Below are 25,957 nucleotides of genomic sequence, written 5' to 3' on the forward strand. Positions count from 1 at the left end.
GGGGCTTTCAATCAATCCAGTTTGATGTCGCGCGCCTTGATGAGGGCGTGCCACTTCTTGCGTTCCGCTTCGGTGTAGCGGGTCATCTCGGCGGCGTCGGCGGGCGTGGGGTCCCAGCCGGCATCCTGCAGCTTCTGCCGCACGCCGGGGTCGTTCATGGTCTTCATCAGATCCGCGCCGAGGCGGGCCTGCACGTCCTTGGGCGTGGCGGCTGGCGCCACCAGGCCCTGCCAGGCATAGGCCTCGACGGCGGGGAAGCCCAGTTCCTTCGCGGTCGTCACGTTGGGCAGCTGCGGCATGCGCTCGCCGGACATCGCGATCAGCGGGATGGCCTTGCCGGCCTTCACGGCGCTCACGCCGCTGGGAAGGTCGAGCACCATCAGCGGCACCTGGCCGCCCATCAGGTCCTGCAGGGCGGGCGCGCCGCCCTTGTAGGGCACGTGCAGCACCGACACGCCCGCCTCGCGCTGGAACAGCTCCAGCGCCAGGTGGTGCGGGCTGCCGAGGCCGGGCGTGGCCACGCTGTACTTGCCGGGCGAGCGCTTGAGCTCGGCCAGCAGCGCCTTCGCGTCGGTGAAGCCGGCATTGGGAGCGGCCGTGATGATGAGCGAGGAGCGGCCCATCATGCCGACGAGGGCGAAGTCCTTCTCGGCGTCGTAGGGCAGCTTCTTGTAGAGCGCCGGGTTGTAGACCAGCACGCCGTTATCGGCCGAGAAGACGGTGTAGCCGTCGCCCGGCGATCGGGCCACGTGCTCGGAGGCGATGATGGCCGCCGCGCCGGGACGGTTGTCGATGACCACGGGCTGGCCCAGCTGCTGCGAGAGCTGCGCGCCCGCCGTGCGCGCGAGGAAGTCGGTGCCGCCGCCGGCCGGATACCCGACCACCCAGCGCACCTGCTTGTTCGGGTAGGGCTGCGCGGGCGCATCGAAAGCGAAGAGCGAAGCGGCCAGCGCGAGCAGCGCCGCAGCGAAGCGGGAAATCCGGGTCATGCCTTGTCTCCTGGTTGGGTTGTCGCTGGCAGGCGCTGCGCGTTCACGCCCTCTCAGGCCGCAGCGATGGTGTTGGTCAGCGCGCCGATGCCTTCGATCTCCGTCACCACCACGTCGCCGGGACGGCAGTCGACGACGCCGTCGGGCGTGCCGGTGAGGATCAGGTCGCCAGGCGCGAGCGTCATGAAGCCTGAGAAGTACTCGATGAGGAAAGGCACGTCGAAGATCATGTCCTTCGTGTTGCCCGACTGCGTGACCTTCCCGTTGACGGTGGTCTGCAGTGCGAGCGCCATCGGGTCGGGCACGTCCTGCGCGTCCACCAGCCAGGGCCCGATGGGCGTGCAGCTGTCGCGGTTCTTCACCCGCAGGTTGGGGCGGTACCAGTTCTCGAGGTAGTCGCGGATCGCGTAGTCGTTGGCCACCGTGTAGCCGGCGATGAAGTCGTAGGCGTCGCCCCGCCGCACGTTGCGTGCCGTCTTGCCGACCACGACCACCAGCTCGCATTCGTAGTGCATGAAGGACACGCCGTCCGGGCGCCGCGTCTTCTGGCGATGGCCGATGAGCGTGCTCTGGCCCTTGACAAAGACCAGCGGCTCCTCGGGCGCCTTGAATTCCAGCTCCTTCGCGTGATCGGCGTAGTTGAGGCCGAGCGCAAGGATGGTGCGCGGGCGCGGCGTGGGCGCCAGCGGCGGCAGCCAGAGGGCGTCGTCGAAGGCAATGCTGCGGCCGTCGGCCAGCAGCAGCCGGCCGTCGCGCTCGGTCGCCGCCTGCTCCACGCCTTCGAAGGCGATGTGTGCGTGCTTCATGCGGCCTCTCCCACCAGCGTGTTGGCCAGCGTCTCGAAGCCCGGCGCGCTGATCTCGATGCGGTCGCCGGGCCGCGCCAGCGGGCGGCCGGCATCGCAGCCCAGCATCAGCACGTCGCCGTGCGCCAGCGTCATGAACTCGCTCACGTCGGCCAGCAGCTGCGAGGCGTTGCGCACCAGTTGCGAGAAGTCGATCGACTGGCGCTGCGCGCCGTTGATGCGCAGCTCGAGCTTGAACTCGGCCGGGTCGGCCACCTCCTGCGCGTCGCGCATCGCGGGGCCGATGCCGAGGAAGCCGTCCACGCACTTGAACTTGACCGGCGGGCGGAAGAAGCTCGCGTGCGGGATCGAGAGGTCGTTCATCGGCACGAAGCCTTCGACGTCGCCGTCGGCACCGATCACCATCGCGATGGTGGCGCCGACCTCGACCTCGTGTACGCGTCCGGGCACCACGATCGCGCTGCCGTGCGGGCTCCAGGTGTTGGCCGTCTTCACGTACAGCACCGGCGCTTTTGGCGGTGCCTTGTAGGGGGGCTGCGTCATCTGCGGCGCCAGCGCCTCGACTTCCGCGCGGAAGTTGAGCAGCACGCCGTAGACGGTGCCGGTAGGGAGGAAGCTCATGGTTGTTCCAGTTCGATCACTTCGTCGAGCAGCACATAGAGCTGCGACAGCTTCTGCTTGCCCAGCGACTTCTCCATCCAGGCGTAGTGCGCCTCGATGCTTTGCGAGAGCTGCTGGACCATGCGCGTGCCCTTGGCCGTGGCCTCGACCACGGTGCGGCGCTGGTCGGCGGGATCGCGCGCGCGGCGGATCAGGCCGTCGCGTTCCATGCGTGCGAGCACGCCGGTCAGGCTGGGGCCGAGGATGAAGGCCTCGCGCGCGACGCGGCCGGTCTCGACCATGCCGTGCTCGCCCAGCACCCGCAGCACGCGCCATTGCTGGTCGCTCAACCCATGCTCGCGCAGGCTGGGCCGGGTGTGCGCCATGACGGCTTCGCGCGCCTGCAGCAGCAGGCGGGGCAGGTTGCGGTGGACGAAGGGGGTGCTCATGAAGGCCTCGATTATTTAACATGTTAAATTTTTTGCAAGACCTCTCCGAGGCTGCTTTTGCCGGGTTTTCCCGTAGCCCGGATGCGGACCGGCGATGGCCCCTCCCTACACTCGGGCGATGGCCAAGGAAAAAACACTCTTCGTCTGCTCCGAATGCGGCGGCACCAGCCCCAAGTGGCTGGGCCGCTGCCCCAACTGCGGCGCCTGGAACACGCTGATCGAGCAGGTGGCGGCCACGGCGGCCGGCGGCGGCAACAACCGCTTCGGCGCACCCTACGCCTCGCTCGCCGGCTCGGCCGAGCTGGCCACGCTGTCCGAGATCGAGGCCACCGACATCGAGCGCACGCCCACCGGGCTCGACGAACTCGACCGCGTGCTGGGCGGCGGCATCGTCGACGGCGGGGTCACGCTGATCGGCGGGGACCCCGGCATCGGCAAGTCCACGCTCCTGCTGCAGGCGGCCGATGCGCTGCAGCGCGCGGGGCAGAACGCGCTCTACGTCACCGGCGAGGAAAGCGGCGCCCAGGTGGCGCTGCGCTCGCGGCGCCTCGGCCTCGAGCTGTCGCAGGTGCAGGTGCTGGCCGAGATCCAGCTGGAGAAGATCCTGGCCACGCTGGACGCCACGCGCCCGGCGATCGCGGTGATCGATTCGATCCAGACCGTGTATTCGGACCAGCTGACCTCGGCCCCCGGCTCGGTGGCGCAGGTGCGCGAATGCGCGGCGCACCTCACGCGCTTCGCCAAGGCCAGCGGCACGGCGGTGGTGCTCGTGGGCCACGTGACCAAGGAAGGCGCGTTGGCCGGCCCGCGCGTGCTGGAGCACATGGTCGACACGGTGCTGTACTTCGAGGGCGACACCCATTCCAGCTTCCGCCTGGTGCGCGCCATCAAGAACCGCTTCGGCGCGGTCAACGAGATCGGCGTCTTCGCGATGACCGAGCGCGGCCTCAAGGGCGTGGCCAACCCCAGCGCGATCTTCCTCAGCCAGCATGCCGAGCCTGTGCCCGGCAGCGTGGTGCTGGTCACGCTGGAGGGCACGCGGCCGATGCTGGTCGAGATCCAGGCCCTGGTCGACAACGGCGGGCCCAGCCCGCGGCGTCTGTCGGTGGGCCTGGACCGCGACCGGCTGGCGATGCTGCTGGCGGTGCTGCACCGCCATGCGGGCGTGGCCTGCATGGACCAGGACGTGTTCGTCAACGCGGTGGGCGGCGTGCGCATCACCGAACCGGCGGCCGACCTGGCGGTGATGCTGGCCATCACCTCCAGCCTGCGCGGCAAGCCGCTGCCCAAGGGCTTCATCGCCTTCGGCGAGGTCGGGCTGGCCGGCGAGGTGCGGCCGGCGCCGCGCGGGCAGGAGCGGCTGCGCGAGGCCGCCAAGCTGGGCTTCAGCGTGGCGGTGGTGCCCAAGGCCAACGCGCCGCGCAAGGGCGCGAAGGAGATCGAGGGGCTGACCATCCATCCGGTGGAGCGCGTCGAGGAAGCGATGAACGTCGTGCGCGGCCTCGATTGAGCCGTTGCCCTCCCGGCCGATGCGCGAACGGGTGAAGTAGCCCCGCTTCGACGGAGGCGACAATCGGCTCATGAATTTCGGCAAAGTTTTCGTGCCTCTCGCAGGCCTGCTGCTGCTCGGCCTGGCCTATCGAGCCTACGGCTGGGCCGGCATCGCCTTCGCCGGCGGCGCCATCGTCATGTTCCTGCTGATGCACTTCAACCGCACCATGCAGGTCCTGAAGCGCGCGGCCGACCGGCCCATCGGCACGGTGGCGAGCGCGGTGATGCTCAATGCCAAGTTGAAGCCCAAGGTGACCCTGCTGCACGTGATCGCGATGACGCGCGCGCTCGGCGAGCAGCGCTCGCCCAAGGACGCGCAGCCCGAGGTCTTTCGCTGGACTGACGGCGGCGGCTCATGGGTCGATGCCACCTTCGTCAATGGCAAGCTGACGGAATGGACGCTGGTGCGGCCGCAGGCGCCCGACGAGGACGCAGCGCAAGCGGCCGATGCGCCGAGCGCCGATGCGGTAAAGCCGGGCGCGGCCGACGCGCTGCGCCCGCCCGTCTAGAAGGGCGCCGACTCGTCGGCCAGCTCTTCGCTGGCGGGCGCCGTGGCCTTCGGTGCTGCTTCGACCGGCGCTGCCCCCAGCTTCATCTCACCCCCGAGCGCCTCGATCAGCTCCGGCACCAGTTGCCCGAGCTCGCCGGTCGCGATTGCGGCGTCGGCGTCGAAGTTGTCTTCCTTCGCCGAACCCGGCGCGTCGTCGAGCGTGCCCTCGAGGAACACGATCTTGCGCAGCTGCATGCCCTCGGTCAGCTCGAAGGACACGCGGTCGTCCCAGGTCATCGCCAGGCGCGTGGGGCGCTTGCCGTCGGCGATGTGCTGCCGCACCTCCTCGATGTCCAGTGGATGCTTGGCATAGCGCACCACGGCTTTCGACTCGTCGGTGGCCTTGAGCTCGCATTCGCGGTCGATGGTGAAGCCCGCCGGCGGCTCCTGCGTCGACAGCCAGTCCGACATGGCGGCGGCCGGCTCCACCTGGGTGTTGATCTGCGCCACCGCGAAGCCTTCCAGCGCCTTCACCAGGCTGGTCACGACCTCGTCAGCGCGCGCCGCGTTGCTGGCGTTCACCACCAGCCGCCGCGCGGCCGGGTCGATCCAGACGGCGATGCGCACATGGCGCGTGAAGGCCAGCGGCAGCAGCTCCTGCGTGATGTCTTCCTTGAGCTCTTTCTTTTCCTTCTTGCCCGGCTTGCGGCCGGTGGTGGCCTCGATCTGTGCGGCCCGCTCCTCGACCTTGCGGCGCACCACCGAGCCGGGCAGGGTCTTGCTCTCGATCATGTATTCGAGCAGCCACTGGCCGCCGACGGATTCGACCAGCGGCCCATGGTCCTCGCCGCGGGGCTCGGCCCAGCCGGCGGCCTTCTCCTGCGAAGGGCTGCAGGGCACGAAGCGAAAGGCATCCAGGCGCTGCTCGACGTCGGTGAGCGTTTGCGACCAAGTGGATTCGATGCGATAGACGATGACGTTCTTGAAGACGGACACGGAAACCCTTTTCCTGGCTGTTTGGCAAAGCCGAGCATTGTCGGCGGGACGAGCCCGGCCCGCGCCGTAAAATCGCAAGCTTTTGCGACTTCCCTCCCCCAAAAGGACAAAGACATGAGCGCGCTGCCCCCCGCACTGGACGACCGTGACGGAAAGATCTGGATGGACGGTGATCTCGTGGACTGGCGCGAAGCCAAGATCCACGTGCTGAGCCACACGCTGCACTACGGCTGCGGCGCTTTCGAGGGGGTCCGGGCCTACAAGACGGTCGACGGCACCGCGATCTTCCGCCTGGCCGAGCACACCGAGCGCCTGTTCAACAGCGCCAAGATCCTGCGCATGAAGATCCCGTTTTCGCCCGAGCAACTCAACGAGGCGCAGAAGCAGGTGGTGCGCACCAACAACCTGGAGAGCTGCTACCTGCGCCCGCTGGTGTGGATCGGCTCCGAGAAGCTGGGCGTGAGCCCCAAGGGCAACCGCATTCACGCGATGGTCGCGGCCTGGGCCTGGGGCGCCTATCTCGGCGACGAGGGCATGAAGCGCGGCATCCGTGTCAAGACGTCGAGCTACACGCGCCACCACGTCAACATCACCATGACGCAGGCCAAGGCGGTGAGCAACTACAGCAACTCGATCCTCGCCAACATGGAGGCGCTGGACGACGGCTACGACGAGGCGCTGCTGCTCGACGCATCGGGTTTCGTGAGCGAAGGCGCGGGCGAGAACATCTTCGTGGTCAAGGGCGGCGTGGTGTACACGCCCGACCTGTCGGCCGGCGCGTTGAACGGCATCACGCGCAACACCATCCTGCACATCTGCAAGGACCTCGGCATCGAGGTGGTGCAGAAGCGCATCACGCGCGACGAGGTTTATATCGCCGAGGAAGCCTTCTTCACCGGCACCGCGGCCGAGGTCACGCCGATCCGCGAGCTCGACCGCATCGAGATCGGCCAGGGCTCGCGCGGCCCCGTCACCGAGAAGATCCAGAGCGCCTTCTTCGACATTGTGAACGGCCGCAATCCCAAGTACGCCCACTGGCTCACCAAGGTCTGAGTTAAAAAATGAGTGCCAACGCCGTGATCGAACTGTCGGGCCAGGACCTGAACCACCAGGGCGGGGTGTTCTGCCCCAATCCCAAGGCCGACATGAAGCTGTGGAGCGCGCATCCCAAGGTCTACCTGGACGTGGCGCGCACCGGCGAGGCCAAGTGCCCCTACTGCGGCACGGTCTACCGGCTCAAGGCCGGCGAGGCTGTGGCGCATCGCCACTGAGGGCGGGCTCTGCCCGGCGGCGCGGCAGCAGCCCGCGCCATGAATCCCCCGGCTCCTGCGCCAGCCGCAGGTAGATCGTCGACATCCACAGCAGGCTGAGCCCGATCTGCGCATCCCGCAGTGCCGAGTTCGCATTCGTCGCGATCAGCGCGATGAGCTGCGCGACGAAGGCATAGCGGCCGTACAGGTCATCGCGCCGCCAGGCCACCCAGACCCCCGTCAGCATGATCGCCAACAGAGTCAGCGCGCCCGGAATGCCGGCCTGGGAGCCCATCCACAGGAAGTCGTTGTGCGGCATGTTGTAGTCGGCCAGCAGCTTGGGCCCGCGCAGATGCCACTGCTCGGTCCAGCCGCCGATGCCCCAGCCGGTGAAGGGCCGGTCGAGAATCATGCGGCCGGTGTCGCGGTACATGTAGTAGCGCACCACCCAGCTGCCTTCCGAGACGGCGCCGGCCTGCGCCTGCTCGAGCTCCTGCACGCCGAGCTCGAACTTCTGCTGCACCGCCGGCGAGTTCCACAGGCCGACGGCCACGATTGCGCCGCCGGCGATCAGCGCCAGCGCCAGCACCTTGAGCCGCCCGCGCCATTGATGGACGCAGGCCGCGGGGATGACCAGCAGCAGCGCCAGCAGCGAGGTGCGCGAGGGCAGGCTGAAAGTGATGATCACGATCACGGCCAGCGTCAGCGCAAAGGCCGGCAGTGCGCGCAGCGGCCGGTGCTCCGACAGCGCCTGCAGGCCGAACACGGCCGCGGTCGCGCCCAGGATGGTGAAGAGCAGCGCGTTGCTGATGGACTTGTTGCCGATCAGGAAGATCACGCCGCGCCAGACCTCCAACACCGGGAAATACATCTTCAGGGCCACCGCCACCCAGAACATCGCGATCAGGACGATGTTGAAGAGCGCCATCAGCAGGAAGCCGCGCAGTGCCCAGATCGCTTCATCGCGCGTGAGGGCCAGGGCCATGAGCACCGTGGCCGCGATGCGCAGCCCGTGTGCCAGGTTCGAGGGGGTCTGCGGATACTGCGGCTCGAGCGCCAGCACCACCAGCGTCCACACCACGTAGGCCACGACCGGCCACCACATCGGATTGCCGCGCAGCCGCTGCACGCGCTCGCGCCAGCCGCCGGCCGCGAGCAGGGCAGCGAGCATCAGCAAGGCCGCGAGGTAGGGAACGCCGACCGGCATGAACACCGTCAGCCCCCAGAACATGGCTGCGAGGCGGACGAGTTGCGATCTCTGCATGGGGGCGGATTCTAGGGGCGCTGCTCCAGCGCTTCCTGACTCGGCCGGTCGGGCGCCGCTGCCGGGTCTAGCGACGCGCGATGCGCTCCCGCTGATGAGCAGCGGCTATTTCGCTCTGCTGCTCGGTCTCTGCTGCGCGTTCTTCGCGGTTACCACCGCACCCGCAGCCCCGCCGAGGCGTTGAGCTGCGACTTCACGCGGGTGTCTCCACCCGAGGCCCACAGCTTGCCTACTTCACCGTAGAGGCTGGTCGATTCGCTCAGTCCCAGCGTGAAGCCCGCGGCCAGCTCGGTGGAGGTGCTGCCGGTGCTGCTGGCGATGGCCGTGCTGGCCGCCGGGTTGACAAAGCGGGTGGTGTCATTGCCGCCCGAGGCGCGGTACAGGTTCACTCGCGCATAGGGCTGCAGCCGGCCTGCACTCGTGGCGATGTCGCCCTTCACGCGCACGCCCACGCGGGCGAGCCAGTTGCCGTCGCGCTCCTGGTGCACGCGCGCGCCGGTGATGTTGACGTCGTCGAGGTCCAGGCGCTGGTGCACCAGCTGTGCCTGCGGCTGGATCTGCCAGCCCTCGCCGAGCGCGAAGGACTGGCCGATCTCCAGCGAGGCGCTCAGGCTGCTGCCCTTGCCCTTGGTGCGCAGGTTGGCCTGGGGCTTGACCTCGTAGCGGTGGCGCCCGGCCTGCAGCACGGCATCGGCGTAGAAGCCGCTGTCGCTGCTGTAGGTGGCGGACGTCGCCCCGGTGGCCCTCGCAGTACGGCTGCTGCCCTTGCCTCGCGCGCGGGCGTTCTCGGGGGCGGCCACCCAGGCGCTCAGCGCGGGGTTCCAAAGACTGCGGTGCATTCTGTTCATGGCGGCTCGTACCCAGGGGCGGCGACCGTCAGATGCTAGAAATGCTCGGTGGCGCAGTCAGGCAAATGCGATAAAAAGCGAGAATCCTCGTCGAGCCGAGGCCGCCTTTTTTGGGCCCTGTCCGCAGGCAAAGTCCGCTGAATCAGCCGCAGCGCACCCGTATCGGGTAGACGGCAACGCCCCGATTTCAGTGCTTCGTTGAATCAGTTCGGCAGCGCGATCACGAAGCTGGCGCCGCCGCCCGGCCGATCCTCGCAGCGCACGCTGCCGCCGTGCCGCTCGGTGATCGATTTCACCAGCGCGAGCCCGAGGCCCACGCCGCCGTTGCGCTCGCTCGCGCCCGGCAGGCGGTAGAAGGGCTCGAAGATGCGATCGCGCAGCGCGGCCGGGACGCCCGGGCCTCGGTCATTGACGCGGATCTCCGCCGCGCCGTGCCGGTTGCCGAGCTCCACGCTGATCTCGCCCGCGCCGTAGCGGCGCGCGTTCTCGAGCAGGTTGCGGATCGCGCGGCGCAGGAGACGCGGCACGCCGCGCACGGTCAAGGCCTCGCTGCAGGCGTTCTCCGCCACGTCCAGTTCGGCATCGACGCGCGCGCATTCCTCGGCCGCCAGGCCGGTGAGGTCCACCGTCTCGATGGTGCCCATGTCGGCTTCCTTGGCGTCCAGCCGGCTGGCCAGCAGGATCTCGTCGATCAGCTGGTCGAGCTCGGCGATGTTGCGGGCGATCTCGTCGCGCGCGGTCGGACTCGGCCGCTCGCTCATCAGCTCCAGGCCCATGCGGATGCGCGCGAGCGGCGAGCGCAGCTCGTGCGAGGCGTTGGCCAGCAGCGACTTGTGCGAGCGCACCAGTTCCTCGATGCGGGCCGCGGCGGCATTGAAGCGGTGGGAGAGGTCGGCCACCTCGTCCTGCCCTTCCTCCATCACGCGCGCCGACAGGTCGCCTTCGCCCCAGCGCTGCACGCCGCGCTGCAGCGCCTCCAGCCGCTTGGTGAGCCGCCGCACGATCGGGTAGACGCCCAGCGCCACCGCCATGCCGACCAGCGCCACCATCCAGCCCAGGCCGAAGGGCGTGCGCCAGGCCGCGAGGCCGCTGCTGCCCATCGGCCGGGCCCGCGGGGCGACGCGCAGCGACATCGAGCGGCCGTCCTCGAGCGTCACGTCGAACTCCAGCCCCTGGCCGGGCACGCGCACCGCGCTGCCGCTGCCGATGGCACGGTCGTTCTTGATGTCGAGCACGACCACCTCGCGCGGCACGGCCGACAGCCGCTCGCGTTCGTTCTCGGCAGCCTCTCGCACGATCCAGTTGGCGCACAGGGTGAGGATGACGACGCCGCCCACCACCGCCAGCCAGATGCGGACGTAGAGATGGCGGCGGTACAGGTTGAGCAGCATGGCGCCCACCTAGTCTTGCTGCTTGGCGAAGACGTAGCCCACGCCGCGCACGGTCAGGATGCGCTTGGGGTTCTTGGCATCGACCTCGATCGCCGCGCGGATGCGGCCCATGTGCACGTCGATCGAGCGGTCGAAGGCCTCCAGCTCGCGGCCGCGCACGGCTTCCATGATCTGGTCGCGCGTCAGCACCCGGCCGGCGCGCTCGGCCATCGCGACCAGCAGGTCGAACTGGTAGGAGGTGAGGTCCGCCAGTTCGCCGCCGACGGTCACGCTGCGCGCGTTGCGGTCGATTTCGAGCGTGCCGAAGCGCATCACCGCGGCGGGCGCCGCCTCGCTGCCGCCTTCGCTGCGCCGCCGCAGCACGGCACGGATGCGCGCCAGCAGCTCGCGTGGCTCGAAGGGCTTGGGCAGGTAGTCGTCGGCGCCGATCTCCAGGCCGATGATGCGGTCCATCGGGTCGCCCTTGGCGGTGAGCATCAGCACCGACACCTTGGCCAGCGCGTGGTTGGGCAGGGCGCGGATGCGGCGGCAGATCTCGAGGCCGTCGGTGTCCGGCAGCATCAGGTCGAGGATCACCAGGTCGGGCGAGCGCTGCTGCAGCATCTCGAGCCCGCTGGCGCCGTCGAGGGCGTGGTGGAAGCCGAAGCCGGACTGCGTGAGGTACTCGCCCACCATCTGGGCCAGGCGGGCATCGTCTTCGATCATCAGGAGTTGGGGTGTGCTCATCAGGGTCCTCGGCCGGCGCTCCCGCCGCTTTGTTCGGCCCGGCAGGAAGCCGGGGGATGCTGAAGCCTAGCGTCGCCGCAGGGCGACAAGCAGGCTTGAAGGGTCCGTAAAGTTGGCGTAAACCTCGCAGCCGGGCGTATCCATGGGAGCGTCACGCCGGGTCGAACAGCATGGGCGTCATGGCCATGACGGGCGGCGCGGCACCGCTGCGTTCGGCCAGGACGGCGCACAGGGCCCTGCTGTCCAGGCCCGGGTGCTCGCCATGGGCGCGTTGCAGGATCTCGGCGGCGAGCACCTGCAAACGCTCGGCCGAGGCCCGCATCCGCGCCTGGAAGGCGGCGTCGTCCAGCCGGTCGCCCAGGCTCCGGTTGAGCTCGGCGAACCACGGCAGCGCGGCCTGGTCCAGCATCACCGCCGGGTTGCGCCTGGCGCTTTGCTTCGACCAGGCGCGCAGGAAGTCCTGCATCGCGAAGTTCAGGCGCTGGCAGTGCTGCAGCTCCTCGCGCAGGCTGCCCAGCAGCGCCAGGTCGGTCAGCCGCTGCTGGAAGAAGATCTGCGAGAGCACGCCCCAGTAGTAGGTGTAGTCCCAGATCACCTTCACCGGCAGCACCTCCGGGTCGCCGAAGAGGGCGTACTGGTCGGTGTAGAGCGCGAGCGTGCTCTCGTAGAAGGAGTGGTAGATCTGGTCGTAGAGCCGGGCGCGCGCCTCCACCGAACGGCCGGCGCGGTCGTGCGCGACCAGGTCGGCGATGTAGCTGTTGCTCATCGCGATGAAGTCGCTGCCCGGCGAATAGAAGGGGTCGAGGAAGAGCCCCGCCTCGCCGGTCAGCGCCCAGCGCTGTCCCGAGAACACCTGCTTGCACCCGTAGGAGAAGTCGCGGAAGAAGGCGAAGTCCTGCAGCAGGTGGCGCTTGCCGTCGAGCTCGTCGAAGAGGCGCGGCTGCCAGGTGCGAAACCACTCCATCGCCTTGTCGAAGCTGTCCATGGTCTCCAGCGGATGCTGCCGCGGGTCGGCCACGATGCCGACCGAATGCGAGCCCGAGGCCAGCGGGATCAGCCAGACCCAGTAGCCGGTGCCGACCAGGTGGTTGGTCGACAGCCAGCGTGCCTGCGGCTCGCAGCGCTCGCGCCACTCGGCGCTGTCGGACCAGTGGTCGATGGTGATGCGATGGCCGATGCGGAACCAGACCGCGTTGCAGAGATGCGCGTTGGGCTGTGCGAGCCCCAGCTTGCGCTTGAGCAGGCCGGCGCGGCCGCAGGCGTCGACCACCCAGCGGGCATGGACGGCGTGTGTCTCGCCCTCCCGGGTCCATTCGAGCCGGTGCGGTGCATGGGCGTGTTCGGCCAGGTCGATGCGGCGCACCAGCGCCCCGTCGATGAAGCGCACGCCGGCGCGGGTGGCCTCCTCGGCCAGGAAGTTCTCGAAGATGCCGCGGTCGATCTGGTAGCTGGGCACCGAGAGGTAGCGGCTGGCGCCGATCTCGGTCACCTGGTCGATGTCGCGCCGGCCCTCGCTGAAGAAGAAGCGAAAGCCGAACTTGCGCAGCTGGGCGCCCTGCATGTGCGCCTTCAGGCCCAGCACCGTGTCGAAGTAGTGCGCGCCGATCTCCACCGAGGATTCACCGACCTTGTGCGCGGCATGCGGCACCGGATGGGCGCGGCGCTCCAGCACCAGCACGTCGATGTCATCGAAGCGCCGCTTGAGCTGCAGCGCGAGCGTGAGCCCCCCGAGCCCTCCGCCCATGATGACGACATCGTGGTGGGAGAGCTTCGTGTTCATGGCCTGATCAGCCTTGCGGCTCCAGCCGCAGCCGCAGCGCCAGGCGGGTGCCCAGCGGCAGGTCCAGCGATTCCGGTTCGGCGCGCGCCAGCGCTTCGTAGAAGGGCAGCGCATCGGCCATCGCGTTGGCCTTCAGCGCCGAAGCCGCCTCCGACAGCGGACGCTGCGGCGCCGGCTCGCCGGCCACCAGCGACCACTCGATGGCCGCCACCGTGCGCTCACTGCGCGCGGGCGCGACCACCAGGGCCACGGCCAGCAGTTCGCGGCTCTTGATCACCGAGCCCAGGGCGCCGACCGATGGGATGTCGAAGCCGGCCAGCAGCACCGCCTGCCGGTCGGCCGCGCATTGCGCCGCCGCTTCCAGCAGGCCGGCCGCGAAGCTGTGCTCGTAGGCCGCCAGCGAATTGCTCGCGGCCGTGCAGCCGGTGCCGATGGTCCAGTAGCCGACCGCGGCGTTATGCACCGAGTTGTGGAACTTGATCGGCGACAGCAGCTTGGGGTCGCTCGCGAGCGTGGCGGACATGTAGTCGTTGATGCCCAGGTCGCCGTGCGCCGAGGCGAACACGCAGGGCAGGTCCTTCGCCGCGCGGCCCGAGGCCTCGACCGCGGCGGCCGCGACCTCCAGCGCGAGCGCGACCGTGTCGGGGGCGCGCCGCCGCTCGGCCGGTGCCAGCATCTGGGGCGAGGGCCGCTTGGCCGGCGGGTCGGCCGGCGCCGCCTCGCCGCGGAACACCGCGCGGGCGCTGTGCCAGCCGGGCAGGGTGGCGGCCCAGAAGGCAGGACCTTCGATAAAAAGGGTAGGCATCCTGGCGCTCATGCCGCCGCCCCCTTGCCGAACACCAGCGCGCAGTTGTTGCCGCCGAAGCCGAAGGAATTGGACAGCGCGTAGCGCACTTCGCCGTGCGCGGGCTGCAGCCGGATTTGCGGGCCGCAGCCTGGGTCGGGCACGGTGGTGTTGACGGTGCCCGGCATCAGCCCGCGCTCGATGGCCAGCAGGCTGATGACCGCCTCCACGATGCCGGCCGCGCCGAGCGTGTGGCCGGTGAAGCCCTTGGTCGAGCTGGCATGGGTGCCCGGCGGGAAGCGGCGCGCCACCAGCGCGCCCTCGACCTCGTCGTTCTTGGCGCTGGCCGTGCCGTGCATGTTGATGTAGTCGATGGCCTCGGCCGCCAGGCCGGCGCGCGCCAGCGCGTCGTCGAGCGCCCGCTCGGCGCCCAGGCCTTCCGGGTGGGGCGTGGACATGTGGTGGGCATCGCTCGCCTCGCCGTAGCCCAGCAGCTCGAGCCGGCCCGGGCCGCGCTCCAGCAGCGCGAAGCCCGCGGCCTCGCCGAGGCTGATGCCGTTGCGCTCGGCATCGAAGGGGCGGCAGGGCTCCGGCGAGACCAGCTCGAGCGAGTTGAAGCCGAACAGCACGCTGCCGCACAGCGTGTCGACCCCGCCCACCACGGCCGCGTCGACCAGGCCCAGGCGGATCAGCCGCTCGGCCGAGGCGAAGACCTTGGCGCTGGAAGAGCAGGCGGTGGAGATGGTTTCGGACGGCCCTTCGAGGCCCAGCGCCTCCTGCACGAACATCGCGAGCGAATGCGGCGTGTGGACGCGCGGGCGGCGTTGATCCTCGGGGAAACTGCCGTCGGCGTCGAGCTGCGTGTAGGCCAGCTCGGTCTCGCCGATGCTCGAGGTGGAGGTGCCCAGGATCAAGGCGATGCGTGCCGGCCCGTAGCGCTTGCGCGCCGCGGCCACCGCCTCGATGAAGCCGTCGGCCTGCAGCCCGAGCCAGGCCAGGCGGTTGTTGCGGCAGTCCCAGGACGCCAGGTCTTCGGGCAGGCTGATTTCTTCGAGGCCGTCGACGCGGCCGATCCAGGTGGGAAGCGGTGTGGCGCCGAAGTCGTTGGCGCGCAGGCTGCTCTTCGATTGCTCGAGCGCGCTGAGCAGGGGTTCCTTGCCGACACCGACGGCCGAGGTTGCGGTGAAGGCGCTGATCTGGAGGGGAGGGATGCGGGAGGGCGGCACGGTAAGGCGGTGATGCAGGACGTGAAAAACGTCACAGCCTACCAGCTACTTCGCCGATCGCGGAGGCGTGAATGTCCTACGGCGCCGTCAGGACAAGGTGTCCAGGTGCGCCTGGGCCGCCTCGGCGAGCCGGCGGTCGAAAGTGGCGAGCGGCGCCCTGAGCTCGGCGGCCAGCCAGAGGTAAGCGGCGTCGTTGGCGCTAAGCCCGTAGCGTGTCGCCAACTCGTACTGCGCGGCCAGGTCGACGGGATGAAGGTCGATGTCGGAAGCGGCGTAGTCGCGCAGCGCCTGCGCGAACGCCTCGGCCGGCCCCTCCTTTCGCCCCTTCTTGAGGGCGACGCTCACGATCTCGTGGTCGAGCAGGTGGGGGGCGTGCAGGCTGCGGCCGACCAGCCGTGCCAGGGCTTCGTCGCGCGCTGGCTCGTCGAAGAGGACGGCGCTCAGCGCGCTGCAATCCACCACGATCGGCGGGCGCACGTTGAAAGCCGCCGGCGGCTCGGCAACGTAGAAGGCAGGCGCCGGAGCGCTCACAAGGCAACCTCCGCGCTACGCGCTGCGGTGCTATTCGCCTTGGGAGCGGCCCGGCGGCTCATCGGGCGTCGCGCTCGGCGCGAATGATGTCCACCGCGTCGGGGCCGCCGCGGATGGGTTCAGGGAAGCGCGCCCGGTGTTCGGCTGCGATCTGCTCAATGGGCTTGCTGCCGCGCCGAAAGATCGGGCGACCGCCCCAGCCGACGCCGACGACGGCGGGCCGCGGTGCGGGCGCCGGGACCGGCTCCGACTCGTAGGCGGCCTGCTCGATGATGGCCATCAACTCGCCCTGCAGGGAGCGGTGGTTGCGCGCCGCGCGTTGTCGCAGCCGCTCCGCCACGCTGTCAGGCACATCCTTGACCGAAAGGTTTGCCACAGGTGCCTCCAAAATGGAGCCATTATGGCGCCACTTCGGAGGCGACGCCAGCCCGCCGCGCAGGAACCTTCCTCGCCGCCAGCGCCACCAGCAGCAGCACCGGCACGCCCAGCGCCGCCGTGCCGGTGAAGAACGCGTGGTAGCCGTAGGCGTCCACGAAGGCGCCGGAATAGCCCGCGATGAACTTGGGCAGCAGCAGCATCAGCGAGCTGAACAGCGCGTACTGCGTGGCGGAGTAGCTGACGTTGGTCAGGCTCGACAGGTAGGCGATGAAGGCAGCCGAGGCGATGCCTCCCGCCAGGTTGTCGGCCGAGACCACCAGCACCAGCGCCGTCAGGTCGTGCCCGCGCGAGGCCAGCCCGGCGAACAGCAGGTTGCTGGCCGCGCTCAGCACCGCACCCAGCATCAGCACCCGCATCACGCCCAGCCGCATCGAGAGCACGCCGCCCACGAAGGCGCCCGCCAGCGTCATCACCACGCCGTAGATCTTGCTGACGGTGGCCACCTCGTCCTTGGTGAAGCCCATGTCGACGTAGAAGGGGTTGGCCATGATGCCCATCACCACGTCGCTGATGCGGTAGACCGCGATCAGCGCCAGGATCAGCGCCGCCTGCCAGCGGTAGCGGCGGAAGAAGTCGGCGAAGGGTTCGATCAGCACGCTCTCCAGCCACTCGGCCGCGTTCTTCGCCTTCGGCAGCGCCACGCGTGCCGGCTCGGGGGAGAGCAGCACCGTGAGCACGCCCACCGCCATCGAGGCGGCCATTGCGAGGTAGGCGGTCTTCCAGGCGCCGTCCTGGTAGCCGGCGTTGCCGGCGAGCTCGGCCCAGGCCGCGATCCACAGCACGCCGGCGCCGGCCCAGATCATCGCGAGCCGGTAGCCGGTCTGGTAGGCCGCCGCGAGCGCGGCCTGCTTGCGCGTGGCCGCCGATTCGATGCGGAAGGCATCCAGCGCGATGTCCTGCGTGGCCGAGCCGAAAGCCACCAGCAGGGCGCACCACACCAGCGGCGCAAGCCCGGCGCGCGGATCGTTGAAGGCCATGCCCACCAGCCCGGCGATCACGATCAGCTGTGCCAGCAGCAGCCAGCCGCGGCGCCGGCCGAGCAGCGTGGTCAGCGGCGGCACCGGCATCCGGTCCACCAGCGGCGCCCACACCCACTTGAAGCCATAGGCGAGGCCCACCCAGCTCAGGTAGCCGATGGTGGTGCGGTCGATGCCGGCCTCGCGCAGCCGGAAGCTGAGCGTGCCCAGCACCAGCAGCAGGGGCAGTCCCGCGGAGAAGCCCAGCGCGAGCATGCGCAGGGTCGCGGGTTCGAGGTACACCTTGAGCGCATCGCGCCAGGGCAGGGCGGGGGGAGTCTGGTCAGCCGGGGGTAGGGGCATGAAGGAAGGTCTTTGAGGCTCTCTTATTATTCCCGCATGTGCCTGCACTGCCCCTCCCGCTCCGGCCCCTGGCAGGGTCGCCGTGCCTTTCTTCTTGTGGCCGCCGCGGCGGCGGCCACGCCGGCGCTGGCGCAGGTGGAGGTCGGCAAGTCCTCGGTTGCGCGCAACCTGGTGCCGGCCGAGAACGTCGAGCAGGCCGGCGTGCAGCAGTACGGCCAACTGCTGGCGCAGGCCAAGGCCAAGGGCGCGCTGGCCGGCGACGGCAACCCGCAGCTGCAGCGCCTGCGCACGATCGCGGCGCGCGTCATTCCCTTCGCGGCCCAGTGGAACGAGCGCGCCGCGCGCTGGAAGTGGGAGATCAACCTGATCGGCAGCAAGCAGATCAACGCCTTCTGCATGCCGGGCGGCAAGATCGCCTTCTTCACCGGCATCCTCGACCAGCTCAAGCTCACGGACGACGAGGTCGCGATGGTCATGGGCCACGAGATGGCGCATGCGCTGCGCGAGCATGCGCGTGCGCGACTGGCCAAGAGCGCCGGCACCGGCGCGGCGCTGTCGATCGGCGCCCAGCTGCTGGGCCTGGGCCAGGCCGGCGATCTCGCCGCGCGCGCCGGCACGCAGCTGCTCACGCTCAAGTTCAGCCGCACCGACGAGACCGACGCCGACCTGGTCGGGCTCGAGCTCGCCGCGCGCGCCGGCTACGACCCGCAGGCCGCGGTGTCGCTGTGGAAGAAGATGGGCCAGGCCTCGAAGAACCAAGGCGGGTTGAGCTTCCTGTCGACGCACCCGAGCGGGCCCGACCGCATCGCCAAGCTCGAGGCCAACGTGCCCAAGGTCGAAGGGCTCTATCGCGCCGCCAAGCGGAGCTAGATCGAGCCCCCGGCTCCCCACTTCGCCTTTGCAGGATCGGGCAAGAAGCGCCCCCGAATCGGCTACCGCCTGCAGCCACCTCGTTCCTAGACTTCGTTCCTGTCCTCGCCGCACTTGCGCCGGGGGCCTTCTTCAAGGAGCGCAGCATGTCGGGAATCCAGGAACAAGTCGTCGCCATCACCGGCGCCAGCAGCGAGGTCGGTGAAGCCGCCGCCAGGCTGCTGGCCGGGCGCGGTGCCAAGGTGATGCTGGGCGCGCTCGGGATCGGCCGGCTGTACGCGCTCGCCCACGAGATCGTCGATGCCGGCGGCTCGGCACACTACCAGGCGCTCGACGTCACGCAGCCCAAGAGCATGCAATGCTTCATCGACGAAGCCACCGAAGTCTTCGGCCGCGTCGATGTGATCGTCCATGCGGCCTCGTTCGCCCCGGCCATCCATTCGCGTGAGTCGAAGTGCGACTGCCGGCACATCGCCATCTCGTCCGACGCCAGCCCGGGCGCCATCGTCCTCGCAATCGAAGGGCACTGACCGTCCCTCCGAGGGACCCGCTCCGCTGGCACGCAGCTTGCATCTCGTCTTGTACACAAGACAGGATGCTTGATGATGGTGCATGAAACAGCCTCGCCGCGCGGCAAGGCCCCGGCGCTGGACGGTGGAGCGGCTGCCGCGCAGGCCTGGATCGCGCGCATCGATCCGCCGCTGGCAGGCGCCGCGCACGGCCCGCTTGCCGGTCTGCGCTTCGCCGCCAAGGACAACATCGATGTCGCCGGTGTACCCACCACCGCCGCCTGCCCGGCCTTTGCGCGCACGCCGGCCGCCCATGCCCATGTGGTGCAGCGGCTGCTCGATGCCGGTGCAAGCCTCGTCGGCAAGACCAACCTCGACCAGTTCGCCTGCGGCCTCAACGGCACGCGCTCGCCCTACGGCGCCGTGCCCAACAGCTTCGATGCGCGCTATGTGAGCGGTGGCTCGAGCTCCGGCTCGGCCTATGCGGTCGCCACCGGCGAGGTGGACTTCGCGCTGGGCACCGACACCGCGGGTTCGGGCCGCGTGCCGGCCGGGCTCAACAACATCGTCGGCCTCAAGCCCTCGCGCGGCTTGATCAGCGCGCGCGGCGTGGTGCCGGCGGCGCAGAGCGTGGACTGCGTGTCGATCTTCGCGCCGACCGTGGGCCTGGCGGTGCGCGTGCTGCAGGCGGGGATGGGCTTCGATGCCGAAGACCCGTACGCACGCCGCCTCGCACTCGCCACGCGGCCGCTGCCGGCGCGCTTCCGCTTCGGCGTGCCGCGTGCGCCGCGCTTCTTCGGCGACGCGCTGTCGGCCGCCGCCTTCGAGCGTTCCCTCGGGCAGATGCGGGCCCTGGGCGGCACGCCCGTCGCCATCGACTACGCGCCGCTCGCCGAGGCCGCGGCGCTGCTCTACGACAGCGCGCTGGTGGCCGAGCGCTATGCCGCCGTGCGCAGCTTCTTCGATGGCAACGAGGAGGCCGTCATCGAGCCGGTGCGCGGCATCCTCGCCGCGGGCCGGCGCTACAGCGCGGCCGACTTCGTCGATGCCCGCACGAAGCTCCATGCGCTGGGCCAGCGCGCGGCCGCAATGTGGGAGGACATCGACCTGCTGCTGGTGCCCACCGCCCCGGCGCACTACGCCATCGAGGCGATGCGCGCGGCGCCGGTCGCGCTCAACCGCAACCTCGGCGAGTACACCAACTTCGTCAACCTCCTCGACTACGCGGCGCTCGCGGTGCCTGCCGACCTGCGCGAGGACGGGTTGCCCTTCGGCATCACGCTGATCGGGCCCTGCGGCAGCGATCTGCAACTGGCCGAGCTGGGCCAGCGCTTCCATCACGCCACCGGCCTGACCCAGGGCGCCACCGGCTGGCCGCTGCCGGCGCCCGAGGTGCTGCCGCTCGCGCCGTCGGAGCCGCTGGTGAAGCTCGCGGTCGTCGGCGCGCATCTCTCGGGCATGCCCTTGAACGGCCAGCTCGTCGAGCGCGGCGCCACGCTGGTGGCGCAGACCGCCACCGCGCCGCAGTACCGGCTCTATGCGCTGCCCGGCACGGTGCCGCCCAAGCCCGGGCTGGTGCGCGTGGCGCCGGCGCAGGGCGCGGCGATCGCGGTCGAGGTCTGGCAGATGCCGCTCGCGCTCTACGGCAGCTTCGTCTCGCTGATCCCTGCGCCGCTGGGCATCGGCACGCTCGCGCTGGCCGACGGCAGCAGCGTGCAGGGCTTTCTCTGCGAAGCGCTGGCGCTGGAGGGCGCCGAGGACATCACGCACCTGGGCGGCTGGCGCCGCTACATCGAATCCCGCCAGGCATGACGCGCAGTTCCTTCATGGGCGCACGCGGACCGATGGCGCGGCAAGGCCGGCTCCGCCGTGTTCCTGGCATGGTCCTCGCGTGGGCGGCGTGTTGAGACGAAAGGACCGCCGCCATGACACCCAAGCAGATCGAGGCCTATGTCGACGCCACCGCGGCCGCGCTGGACTTGCGCCTGCGGCAGGACCACCGCGCAGGCGTGCTGCGCTACTTCGCACTGGCGGCGGAGTTCGCTGCCATCGTGGAGGCCGTGCCGCTCGATCCACACGATGAGACCGCGGTGCATTTCTCGCCCGTGGCGGTGACGGAGCCGCGCGAATGACGCCGGCCGAGCTGCTGCTGAAGGATGCCGGGGCCATGGCGCAGGCGGTGCGCTCCGGCGTGGTGAGCGCGGTCGCATTGGTGCAGGCCAGCCTGGAGCGCATCGCCGCCACCGACGTGCGCGTCAACGCCTTCACCGACGTGGTCCGCGAGCGCGCCCTGCGGCGCGCCCGCCAGGTCGATGCTTCGCTGGCCTCCGAGCACGGCGTGCGCACGCGCGAGCTGCCGCTCCTGGGCGTGCCCTTCGCGGTCAAGAACCTGTTCGACATCGCCGGCCTGCCGACGCTGGCCGGCTCGAAGATCGAGCGTGAACGCGAGCCGGCGCGCGGCGACGCCACGCTGGTGCGCCGCCTCGAGAGCGCCGGCGCGGTGCTGGTCGGCGCGCTCAACATGGACGAGTACGCCTACGGCTTCACAACCGAGAACAGCCATGTCGGCGCCACCCACAACCCGCACGACCTGGAGCGCATCGCGGGCGGCTCCTCGGGCGGTTCGGGCGCCGCGGTGGCGGCCGGCCAGGTGGCGCTGGCGCTGGGCTCCGACACCAACGGCTCGATCCGCGTACCGGCCTCGCTCAATGGCGTGTTCGGCCTCAAGCCCACCTTCGGCCGGCTGCCGCGCACCGGCAGCTACCCCTTCGTCTCCAGCCTCGACCACCTCGGCCCCTTCGCGCGCACGGCGCGTGACCTGGCCCTGGCCTACGACGCAATGCAGGGCCCGGAGCGCCTGGCGCCGCGCGATCCCGGCTGCGCGCAACGGCCCGTCGAGCCGGTCCTCACCTCGCTGTCGCGCGGCGTACAGGGCCTGCGCATCGGCGTGCTGGGCGGCTGGTTCCGGGAACGGGCGCTGCCGGAGGCGCTGGCCGCCGTCGATGCCGTGGCGGCGGCGCTGGGCGCTGTCCGTACGGTCGAGCTGCCGATGGTGGAGGCCGGGCGCGCCGCCGCCTTCCTGATCACCAATGCCGAGGGCGCGGCACTCCATCTGCACGATCTGCGCGCGCGAGCGCAGGACTTCGAGCCGCTGTCGCGCGACCGCTTCCTGGCCGGCGCGCTGCTGCCGGCGGCCTGGGTGGCGCGCGCCCAGCGCGTGCGCCGGCTCTACGCCCAGCAGGCGGCGCGCGTGTTCGAACGCTTCGACATCCTGCTGGCCGCGGCCACGCCCTGCGCGGCAACGCCGATCGGCGCGGAGTGGATCGAGCTCAACGGCCAGCGCCTGCCGTTGCGCGCCAACATGGGCGTGCTGACCCAGCCCGTCTCGTGCATCGGCCTGCCGGTCTGTGCGGTGCCGGTGTGGGGTGCGCATGCGAGCCTGCCGATCGGCGTGCAGGTCATCGGCGCGCCCTGGCGCGAGGACCTGGTGCTGCGCGTGGCCGCGGCGCTCGAATCGGCCGGCGTGGCGCAAGCCCCGGTGGCCAGGCTGGGATGAGCGAGTCCATGACGACACCCGAGATCAACCTGCCCGATGTGCTGGCCGAAGTCGCGGCCGCCTTCGCGCGCTACGAGGATGCGCTGGTCCACAACAAGGTCGAAGTCCTCGACGAACTGTTCTGGAACAGCCCGCTGACGCTGCGCTACGGCGCCACCGAGAACCTCTACGGCTACCAGGCCATCCAGGCCTTTCGCGCATCGCGCCCTGCGCAGGGCCTGGCGCGCGAGCTGCTGTGCACCGTGATCACCAGCTACGGCCGCGACTTCGCCACCGCCAACTGCGAGTTCCGCCGCGAAGGCGGCACGAAGACCGGGCGCCAGAGCCAGACCTGGATGCGCACCGATCAGGGCTGGCGCGTGGTCGCCGCCCACGTGAGCCTGCTCGCCTGAAACGCCTCTCTGACCGATCCCCAGCCACCCCTCACTACTTGGAGCACACCATGAGCCAGTTCAATCGCCGCGATTCCCTCAAGTCCCTCGCCGCGCTCGCGTCGGCCACCACCCTGGGCGGCTGGAGCGCGCTGGCGCAGGCGCAGAAGCCGCTGACCGTGGGCGTGATCTACGTCGGTCCGCGCGACGACTACGGCTACAACCAGGCGCACGCGCAGGCCGCGGCCGAGCTCAAGAAGCTGCCGGGCATCAAGCTGGTGGAAGAAGAGAACGTGCCGGAGACCGCGGCCGTGCAGAAGACCATGACCGGCATGATCGCGCAGGACGGCGCCAAGCTGCTCTTCCCCACCTCCTTCGGCTACTTCGACCCGCACATCCTCACGGTCGCGCCCAAGAACCCCGACGTGCGCTTCTCCCACTGCGGCGGCCTGTGGGCCGAGGGCAAGCATCCGAAGAACGTGGGCAGCTTCTTCGGCTACATCGACGAGTGCCAGTACCTCAACGGCGTGATCGCCGGCCACATGACCAAGAGCAACAAGATCGCCTTCGTCGCGGCCAAGCCCATCCCGCAGGTGCTGCGCAACATCAACGCCTTCACCATGGGCGCGCGCTCGGTCAAGCCCAACATCACCTGCAGCGTGATCTTCACCGGCGACTGGTCGATGGCCGTGAAGGAGGCCGAGGCCACCAACAGCCTGGCCGACCAGGGCTGCGACGTGTTCACCATGCACGTGGACGGGCCCAAGGTGGTGGTCGAGACCGCCTCCAAGCGCGGCAAGATGGTCTGCGGCTACCACGCGAGCCAGGCCAAGCTGGCGCCCAATGCCTACCTGACGGGTGCCGAGTGGAACTGGCTCACGGCCTACAAGACGGCGGTCGAGGCGGCGCAGAGCGGCAAGCCGCATCCCAACTTCCTGCGCGGCGGCCTGAAGGAGGGCTACGTGAAGATGTCCGCCTACGGATCGATGGTGAGCGACGCGGCGAAGAAGAACGCCGACGACATCAAGGCCAAGATGCTGGCCGGCAGCTTCGACATCTTCCAGGGCGGGCTGAAGGACAACAAGGGCGTCGTCGTCATCCCGGCCGGCAAGGCACTGAAACAGACCGACCTCGAGCTCGAGAAGATGAACTACCTCGTCGAGGGCGTGGTCGGCTCGATCGGCTGATCTTCCAGTTCGACGCAAGCCGACCATGCACAGCGCATTGAAAGAAGCGGCCCTGCCGGTGTTCGCCATCGCGGCGGCGCTGCTGCTGTTCGGCGTCTTCGTCTGGTTCGCCGGCGCCAGCCCGCTGGAGGTCTGGGTGATCCTCTTCAAGGGCGCCTTCGGCGACTGGTTCTCCTGGCAGAACACCTTGCAGCGCGCCGCGCCGCTGATGCTCACCGCGCTGTGCGTCGCGATCCCCGCGCGCGCCGGGCTCGTCATCATCGGCGGCGAGGGCGCGGTGGTGCTCGGCGGCCTGGCCTGCGCGGCCCTGCCTTATGTGCTGCCGCTGCCGGCCAACGTCTTCGGTTCGCTCGCGCTGTGCATCGCCGGTGCCTTGGCCGGCGCGCTGTGGATCGCCCTGGCCGGCTGGCTGCGGCAGTACCGCGGCATCAACGAGACCATCAGCAGCCTGCTGCTGGCCTATGTCGCGATCGGCCTCTTCAAGCACCTGGTCGAGGGCGCGCTGCGCGACCCGGCCAGCCTCAACAAGCCGGCCACGCGCTCGCTCGCCGAAGGTCTGGCGATCGGCGGCATCGGCGGCTCGGACGTGCATTGGGGCCTGGTGATCGGCATCGTGGCCTGCCTGGCCTCGGGGCTGTGGCTGCGCGCCACCGCCTCCGGCTTCGCGGTGCGCGTGGTGGGCGGCAACCCGCGCACCGCGCAACTGGTGGGGCTGCCTGCCAGCCGGCTGATCCTCGCGGCCTGCGGCCTCGGCGGCGCCTGCGCGGGCGTGGCGGGCGCGGTGGAGGTGGCGGCGGTCCATACCAACGCCAATGCCTCGCTGATCGCGGGCTACGGCTATGCGGGCATCCTGGTGTCCTTCATCGCGCGCCACAACCCGGTGGCCGTCATCCCCGTGGCCATCCTGTTCGGCGGCTTCGGCGCCGCCGGCAGCCTGCTGCAGCGGCGCCTGGGCCTGCCCGATGCCTCGGTGCTGGTGCTGCAGGGCCTGGCCTTCGTGCTGATCCTGGCGAGCGAGGGCCTGCGCATGGTCGACTGGAAGACCTTGATCCGCAACCGCATGCCGCAAGCCGCCGAGCCGCCGTTGCGCAAGGAGCCCGTATGACAGCGGACCAGTGGATCGCCCTCGTGGCCGGCATCGTCGGCGGCGCGCTGCGCGTCGGCGCGCCCTTCCTCTTCGTGAGCCTCGGCGAATGCCTGACCGAGAAGTCGGGCCGCATCAACCTCGGCCTCGAAGGCGTGCTGGTGCTCTCGGCGATGGCCTCCTTCGGGGGAGCCTGGCTCACGGGCTCGGCCTGGCTGGGCGTGCTGATCGGCGCGACCGCCGGTGCGCTGCTGGCGCTGCTGCACGGCCTGCTGTGCTCGCTCGATCGCGTGAATGACGTCGCGACCGGCATCGCGCTGATGCTGTTCGGCACCGGGCTCGCCTTCTACCTGGGCAAGCCGCTGATCCAGCCGCAGGCGCCGCAGCTGCCGGCCATCCCGCTGGGCAACTGGAGCGAGAACCCGGTGGTGCGCTCGGCGTTGCAGGTCAATGCGCTGGTGCCGCTGGGCATCGTGCTCGCGCTCGTGTTGTGGTGGGCCTTCGCGCGCACGCGTATCGGCCTGCTGGTGCGCATGGCGGGCGACTCGGCCAATGCGACGCGCGCGCTGGGCTATTCGGTGGCGGGACTGCGCATCGGTGCCACCACCGCGGGCGGCTTCATTGCGGGGCTGGGCGGCGCCTCGCTCACGCTCTTCTATCCGGGCAGCTGGAACGAGGGCATTTCGAGCGGCCAGGGGCTGATCGCGGTGGCGCTCGTGATCTTCGCGCGCTGGAGCCCGCTGCGCTGCATCGGCGCGGCGCTGCTCTTCGGCGGCGCCGGTGCGATCGGGCCGGCGCTGCAGTCCATCGGCGTGGGCTGGGGCTACCACCTGTTCAACACGGTGCCCTACGTGCTCACGCTGGTCATCCTGGTGCTGACCTGCAAGCCGGGCAGCGTGGCCGCCGGCAGCCCCGGCGAGCTTTCATCGACCCGCTGAAAGGA

The 25,957-nt window shown here is 70.0% G+C and carries 28 protein-coding genes; 13 read left to right on the forward strand and 15 right to left on the reverse strand.

Annotation, left to right across the window (positions count from 1 at the left end; translation table 11 throughout):
• Positions 1-11: 11 nt before the first annotated feature.
• Genes AC3A6X_RS18945 through hpaR form a run of 4 tightly spaced genes read right to left on the reverse strand, consistent with a single transcriptional unit; the run spans position 12 to position 2,843 of the window.
• The gene (locus AC3A6X_RS18945; RefSeq protein WP_487843637.1) at positions 12-989 is read right to left on the reverse strand and encodes a Bug family tripartite tricarboxylate transporter substrate binding protein; all 978 of its coding nucleotides are present in this window, start codon (positions 987-989) and stop codon (positions 12-14) included.
• Positions 990-1,042: 53 nt separating this feature from the next.
• Complete coding sequence (locus AC3A6X_RS18950) at positions 1,043-1,795, reverse strand: fumarylacetoacetate hydrolase family protein (RefSeq protein ID WP_487843638.1); 753 nt, start codon at positions 1,793-1,795, stop codon at positions 1,043-1,045.
• Positions 1,792-2,415, reverse strand: a complete 624-nt coding sequence (locus tag AC3A6X_RS18955) for a fumarylacetoacetate hydrolase family protein (protein ID WP_487843639.1) — start codon at positions 2,413-2,415, stop codon at positions 1,792-1,794. Before AC3A6X_RS18955 ends, AC3A6X_RS18950 begins: the two co-directional genes overlap by 4 nt.
• Positions 2,412-2,843 (reverse strand): homoprotocatechuate degradation operon regulator HpaR, encoded by a 432-nt coding sequence (gene hpaR / locus AC3A6X_RS18960; RefSeq protein ID WP_487843640.1) that lies wholly within the window; start codon positions 2,841-2,843, stop codon positions 2,412-2,414. Before hpaR ends, AC3A6X_RS18955 begins: the two co-directional genes overlap by 4 nt.
• A gap of 118 nt (positions 2,844-2,961) precedes the next feature.
• Here hpaR and radA point away from each other — a divergent pair, with 118 nt between their 5' ends.
• Positions 2,962-4,353: a DNA repair protein RadA gene (gene radA, locus AC3A6X_RS18965; protein ID WP_487843704.1), complete on the forward strand. Its 1,392-nt coding sequence runs from the start codon at positions 2,962-2,964 to the stop codon at positions 4,351-4,353.
• Between the two features lie 70 nt (positions 4,354-4,423).
• Positions 4,424-4,903, forward strand: coding sequence for a glycerate kinase (locus AC3A6X_RS18970; RefSeq protein WP_487843641.1), 480 nt, complete (start codon positions 4,424-4,426; stop codon positions 4,901-4,903).
• Here AC3A6X_RS18970 and AC3A6X_RS18975 read toward each other — a convergent pair.
• Positions 4,900-5,880: a recombination-associated protein RdgC gene (locus tag AC3A6X_RS18975; protein ID WP_487843642.1), complete on the reverse strand. Its 981-nt coding sequence runs from the start codon at positions 5,878-5,880 to the stop codon at positions 4,900-4,902. The genes AC3A6X_RS18970 and AC3A6X_RS18975 overlap by 4 nt on opposite strands.
• A 114-nt stretch (positions 5,881-5,994) precedes the next feature.
• Here AC3A6X_RS18975 and AC3A6X_RS18980 point away from each other — a divergent pair, with 114 nt between their 5' ends.
• Together AC3A6X_RS18980 and AC3A6X_RS18985 are read left to right on the forward strand one after the other, a co-directional pair.
• Positions 5,995-6,933, forward strand: a complete 939-nt coding sequence (locus AC3A6X_RS18980) for a branched-chain amino acid transaminase (RefSeq protein WP_487843643.1) — start codon at positions 5,995-5,997, stop codon at positions 6,931-6,933.
• A gap of 8 nt (positions 6,934-6,941) precedes the next feature.
• Entirely contained in the window at positions 6,942-7,151 is a 210-nt protein-coding gene (locus tag AC3A6X_RS18985; protein WP_106559468.1) for a zinc-finger domain-containing protein, read from the forward strand.
• Here the strand turns inward: AC3A6X_RS18985 and AC3A6X_RS18990 are convergent.
• The 10 genes from AC3A6X_RS18990 to AC3A6X_RS19035 all read right to left on the reverse strand — a co-directional run bounded on the left by AC3A6X_RS18990 (position 7,117) and on the right by AC3A6X_RS19035 (position 17,437).
• The gene (locus tag AC3A6X_RS18990) at positions 7,117-8,394 is read right to left on the reverse strand and encodes an O-antigen ligase family protein (RefSeq protein WP_487843644.1); all 1,278 of its coding nucleotides are present in this window, start codon (positions 8,392-8,394) and stop codon (positions 7,117-7,119) included. The two genes, AC3A6X_RS18985 and AC3A6X_RS18990, sit on opposite strands and share 35 nt — an antisense overlap.
• A 149-nt stretch (positions 8,395-8,543) precedes the next feature.
• Positions 8,544-9,242, reverse strand: a complete 699-nt coding sequence (locus tag AC3A6X_RS18995; protein ID WP_487843645.1) for an autotransporter domain-containing protein — start codon at positions 9,240-9,242, stop codon at positions 8,544-8,546.
• A 203-nt stretch (positions 9,243-9,445) separates the two neighbouring features.
• Positions 9,446-10,633 (reverse strand): sensor histidine kinase, encoded by a 1,188-nt coding sequence (locus AC3A6X_RS19000; protein ID WP_487843646.1) that lies wholly within the window; start codon positions 10,631-10,633, stop codon positions 9,446-9,448.
• Positions 10,634-10,642: 9 nt separating this feature from the next.
• Positions 10,643-11,359, reverse strand: a complete 717-nt coding sequence (locus AC3A6X_RS19005; protein WP_309960697.1) for a response regulator — start codon at positions 11,357-11,359, stop codon at positions 10,643-10,645.
• Positions 11,360-11,510: 151 nt separating this feature from the next.
• Positions 11,511-13,139, reverse strand: coding sequence for an NAD(P)/FAD-dependent oxidoreductase (locus tag AC3A6X_RS19010; RefSeq protein WP_487843647.1), 1,629 nt, complete (start codon positions 13,137-13,139; stop codon positions 11,511-11,513).
• A gap of 7 nt (positions 13,140-13,146) precedes the next feature.
• Positions 13,147-13,944: a beta-ketoacyl synthase chain length factor gene (locus AC3A6X_RS19015; protein ID WP_487843648.1), complete on the reverse strand. Its 798-nt coding sequence runs from the start codon at positions 13,942-13,944 to the stop codon at positions 13,147-13,149.
• An 8-nt stretch (positions 13,945-13,952) separates the two neighbouring features.
• Positions 13,953-15,149: a beta-ketoacyl-[acyl-carrier-protein] synthase family protein gene (locus AC3A6X_RS19020; protein WP_487843649.1), complete on the reverse strand. Its 1,197-nt coding sequence runs from the start codon at positions 15,147-15,149 to the stop codon at positions 13,953-13,955.
• Between the two features lie 87 nt (positions 15,150-15,236).
• Complete coding sequence (locus AC3A6X_RS19025) at positions 15,237-15,680, reverse strand: type II toxin-antitoxin system VapC family toxin (RefSeq protein ID WP_487843650.1); 444 nt, start codon at positions 15,678-15,680, stop codon at positions 15,237-15,239.
• Between the two features lie 58 nt (positions 15,681-15,738).
• Positions 15,739-16,056, reverse strand: coding sequence for a FitA-like ribbon-helix-helix domain-containing protein (locus tag AC3A6X_RS19030; RefSeq protein WP_487843651.1), 318 nt, complete (start codon positions 16,054-16,056; stop codon positions 15,739-15,741).
• Between the two features lie 22 nt (positions 16,057-16,078).
• The gene (locus AC3A6X_RS19035; protein ID WP_487843652.1) at positions 16,079-17,437 is read right to left on the reverse strand and encodes an AmpG family muropeptide MFS transporter; all 1,359 of its coding nucleotides are present in this window, start codon (positions 17,435-17,437) and stop codon (positions 16,079-16,081) included.
• A gap of 36 nt (positions 17,438-17,473) precedes the next feature.
• Here AC3A6X_RS19035 and AC3A6X_RS19040 point away from each other — a divergent pair, with 36 nt between their 5' ends.
• The 9 genes from AC3A6X_RS19040 to AC3A6X_RS19080 all read left to right on the forward strand — a co-directional run bounded on the left by AC3A6X_RS19040 (position 17,474) and on the right by AC3A6X_RS19080 (position 25,952).
• Positions 17,474-18,307: a M48 family metallopeptidase gene (locus tag AC3A6X_RS19040; RefSeq protein ID WP_487843705.1), complete on the forward strand. Its 834-nt coding sequence runs from the start codon at positions 17,474-17,476 to the stop codon at positions 18,305-18,307.
• Positions 18,308-18,453: 146 nt separating this feature from the next.
• On the forward strand, positions 18,454-18,837 hold the full coding sequence (locus AC3A6X_RS19045; protein ID WP_487843653.1) for an SDR family oxidoreductase: 384 nt from the start codon (positions 18,454-18,456) through the stop codon (positions 18,835-18,837).
• Positions 18,838-18,909: 72 nt separating this feature from the next.
• On the forward strand, positions 18,910-20,628 hold the full coding sequence (gene atzF, locus AC3A6X_RS19050) for an allophanate hydrolase (protein ID WP_487843654.1): 1,719 nt from the start codon (positions 18,910-18,912) through the stop codon (positions 20,626-20,628).
• Between the two features lie 113 nt (positions 20,629-20,741).
• Entirely contained in the window at positions 20,742-20,948 is a 207-nt protein-coding gene (locus AC3A6X_RS19055) for a DUF4089 domain-containing protein (RefSeq protein ID WP_487843655.1), read from the forward strand.
• Positions 20,945-22,372 carry an AtzE family amidohydrolase gene (locus AC3A6X_RS19060; protein WP_487843656.1) on the forward strand — a complete coding sequence of 476 codons (1,428 nt, stop codon included), beginning with the start codon at positions 20,945-20,947 and terminating at the stop codon, positions 22,370-22,372. The genes AC3A6X_RS19055 and AC3A6X_RS19060 overlap by 4 nt, the downstream gene beginning before the upstream one ends.
• 8 nt (positions 22,373-22,380) lie before the next feature.
• Complete coding sequence (gene hpxZ / locus AC3A6X_RS19065; RefSeq protein WP_487843657.1) at positions 22,381-22,764, forward strand: oxalurate catabolism protein HpxZ; 384 nt, start codon at positions 22,381-22,383, stop codon at positions 22,762-22,764.
• A 50-nt stretch (positions 22,765-22,814) separates the two neighbouring features.
• Positions 22,815-23,930 (forward strand): BMP family ABC transporter substrate-binding protein, encoded by a 1,116-nt coding sequence (locus tag AC3A6X_RS19070; RefSeq protein ID WP_487843658.1) that lies wholly within the window; start codon positions 22,815-22,817, stop codon positions 23,928-23,930.
• 25 nt (positions 23,931-23,955) lie between these two features.
• A complete protein-coding gene (locus AC3A6X_RS19075) occupies positions 23,956-25,035 on the forward strand; it encodes an ABC transporter permease (protein ID WP_487843659.1) in 1,080 nt (359 codons plus the stop codon).
• Positions 25,032-25,952, forward strand: coding sequence for an ABC transporter permease (locus AC3A6X_RS19080; protein WP_106559486.1), 921 nt, complete (start codon positions 25,032-25,034; stop codon positions 25,950-25,952). The genes AC3A6X_RS19075 and AC3A6X_RS19080 overlap by 4 nt, the downstream gene beginning before the upstream one ends.
• The last annotated feature ends 5 nt before the right edge of the window (positions 25,953-25,957 follow it).

Source organism: Variovorax sp. Soil_C_12 (assembly GCF_057657375.1).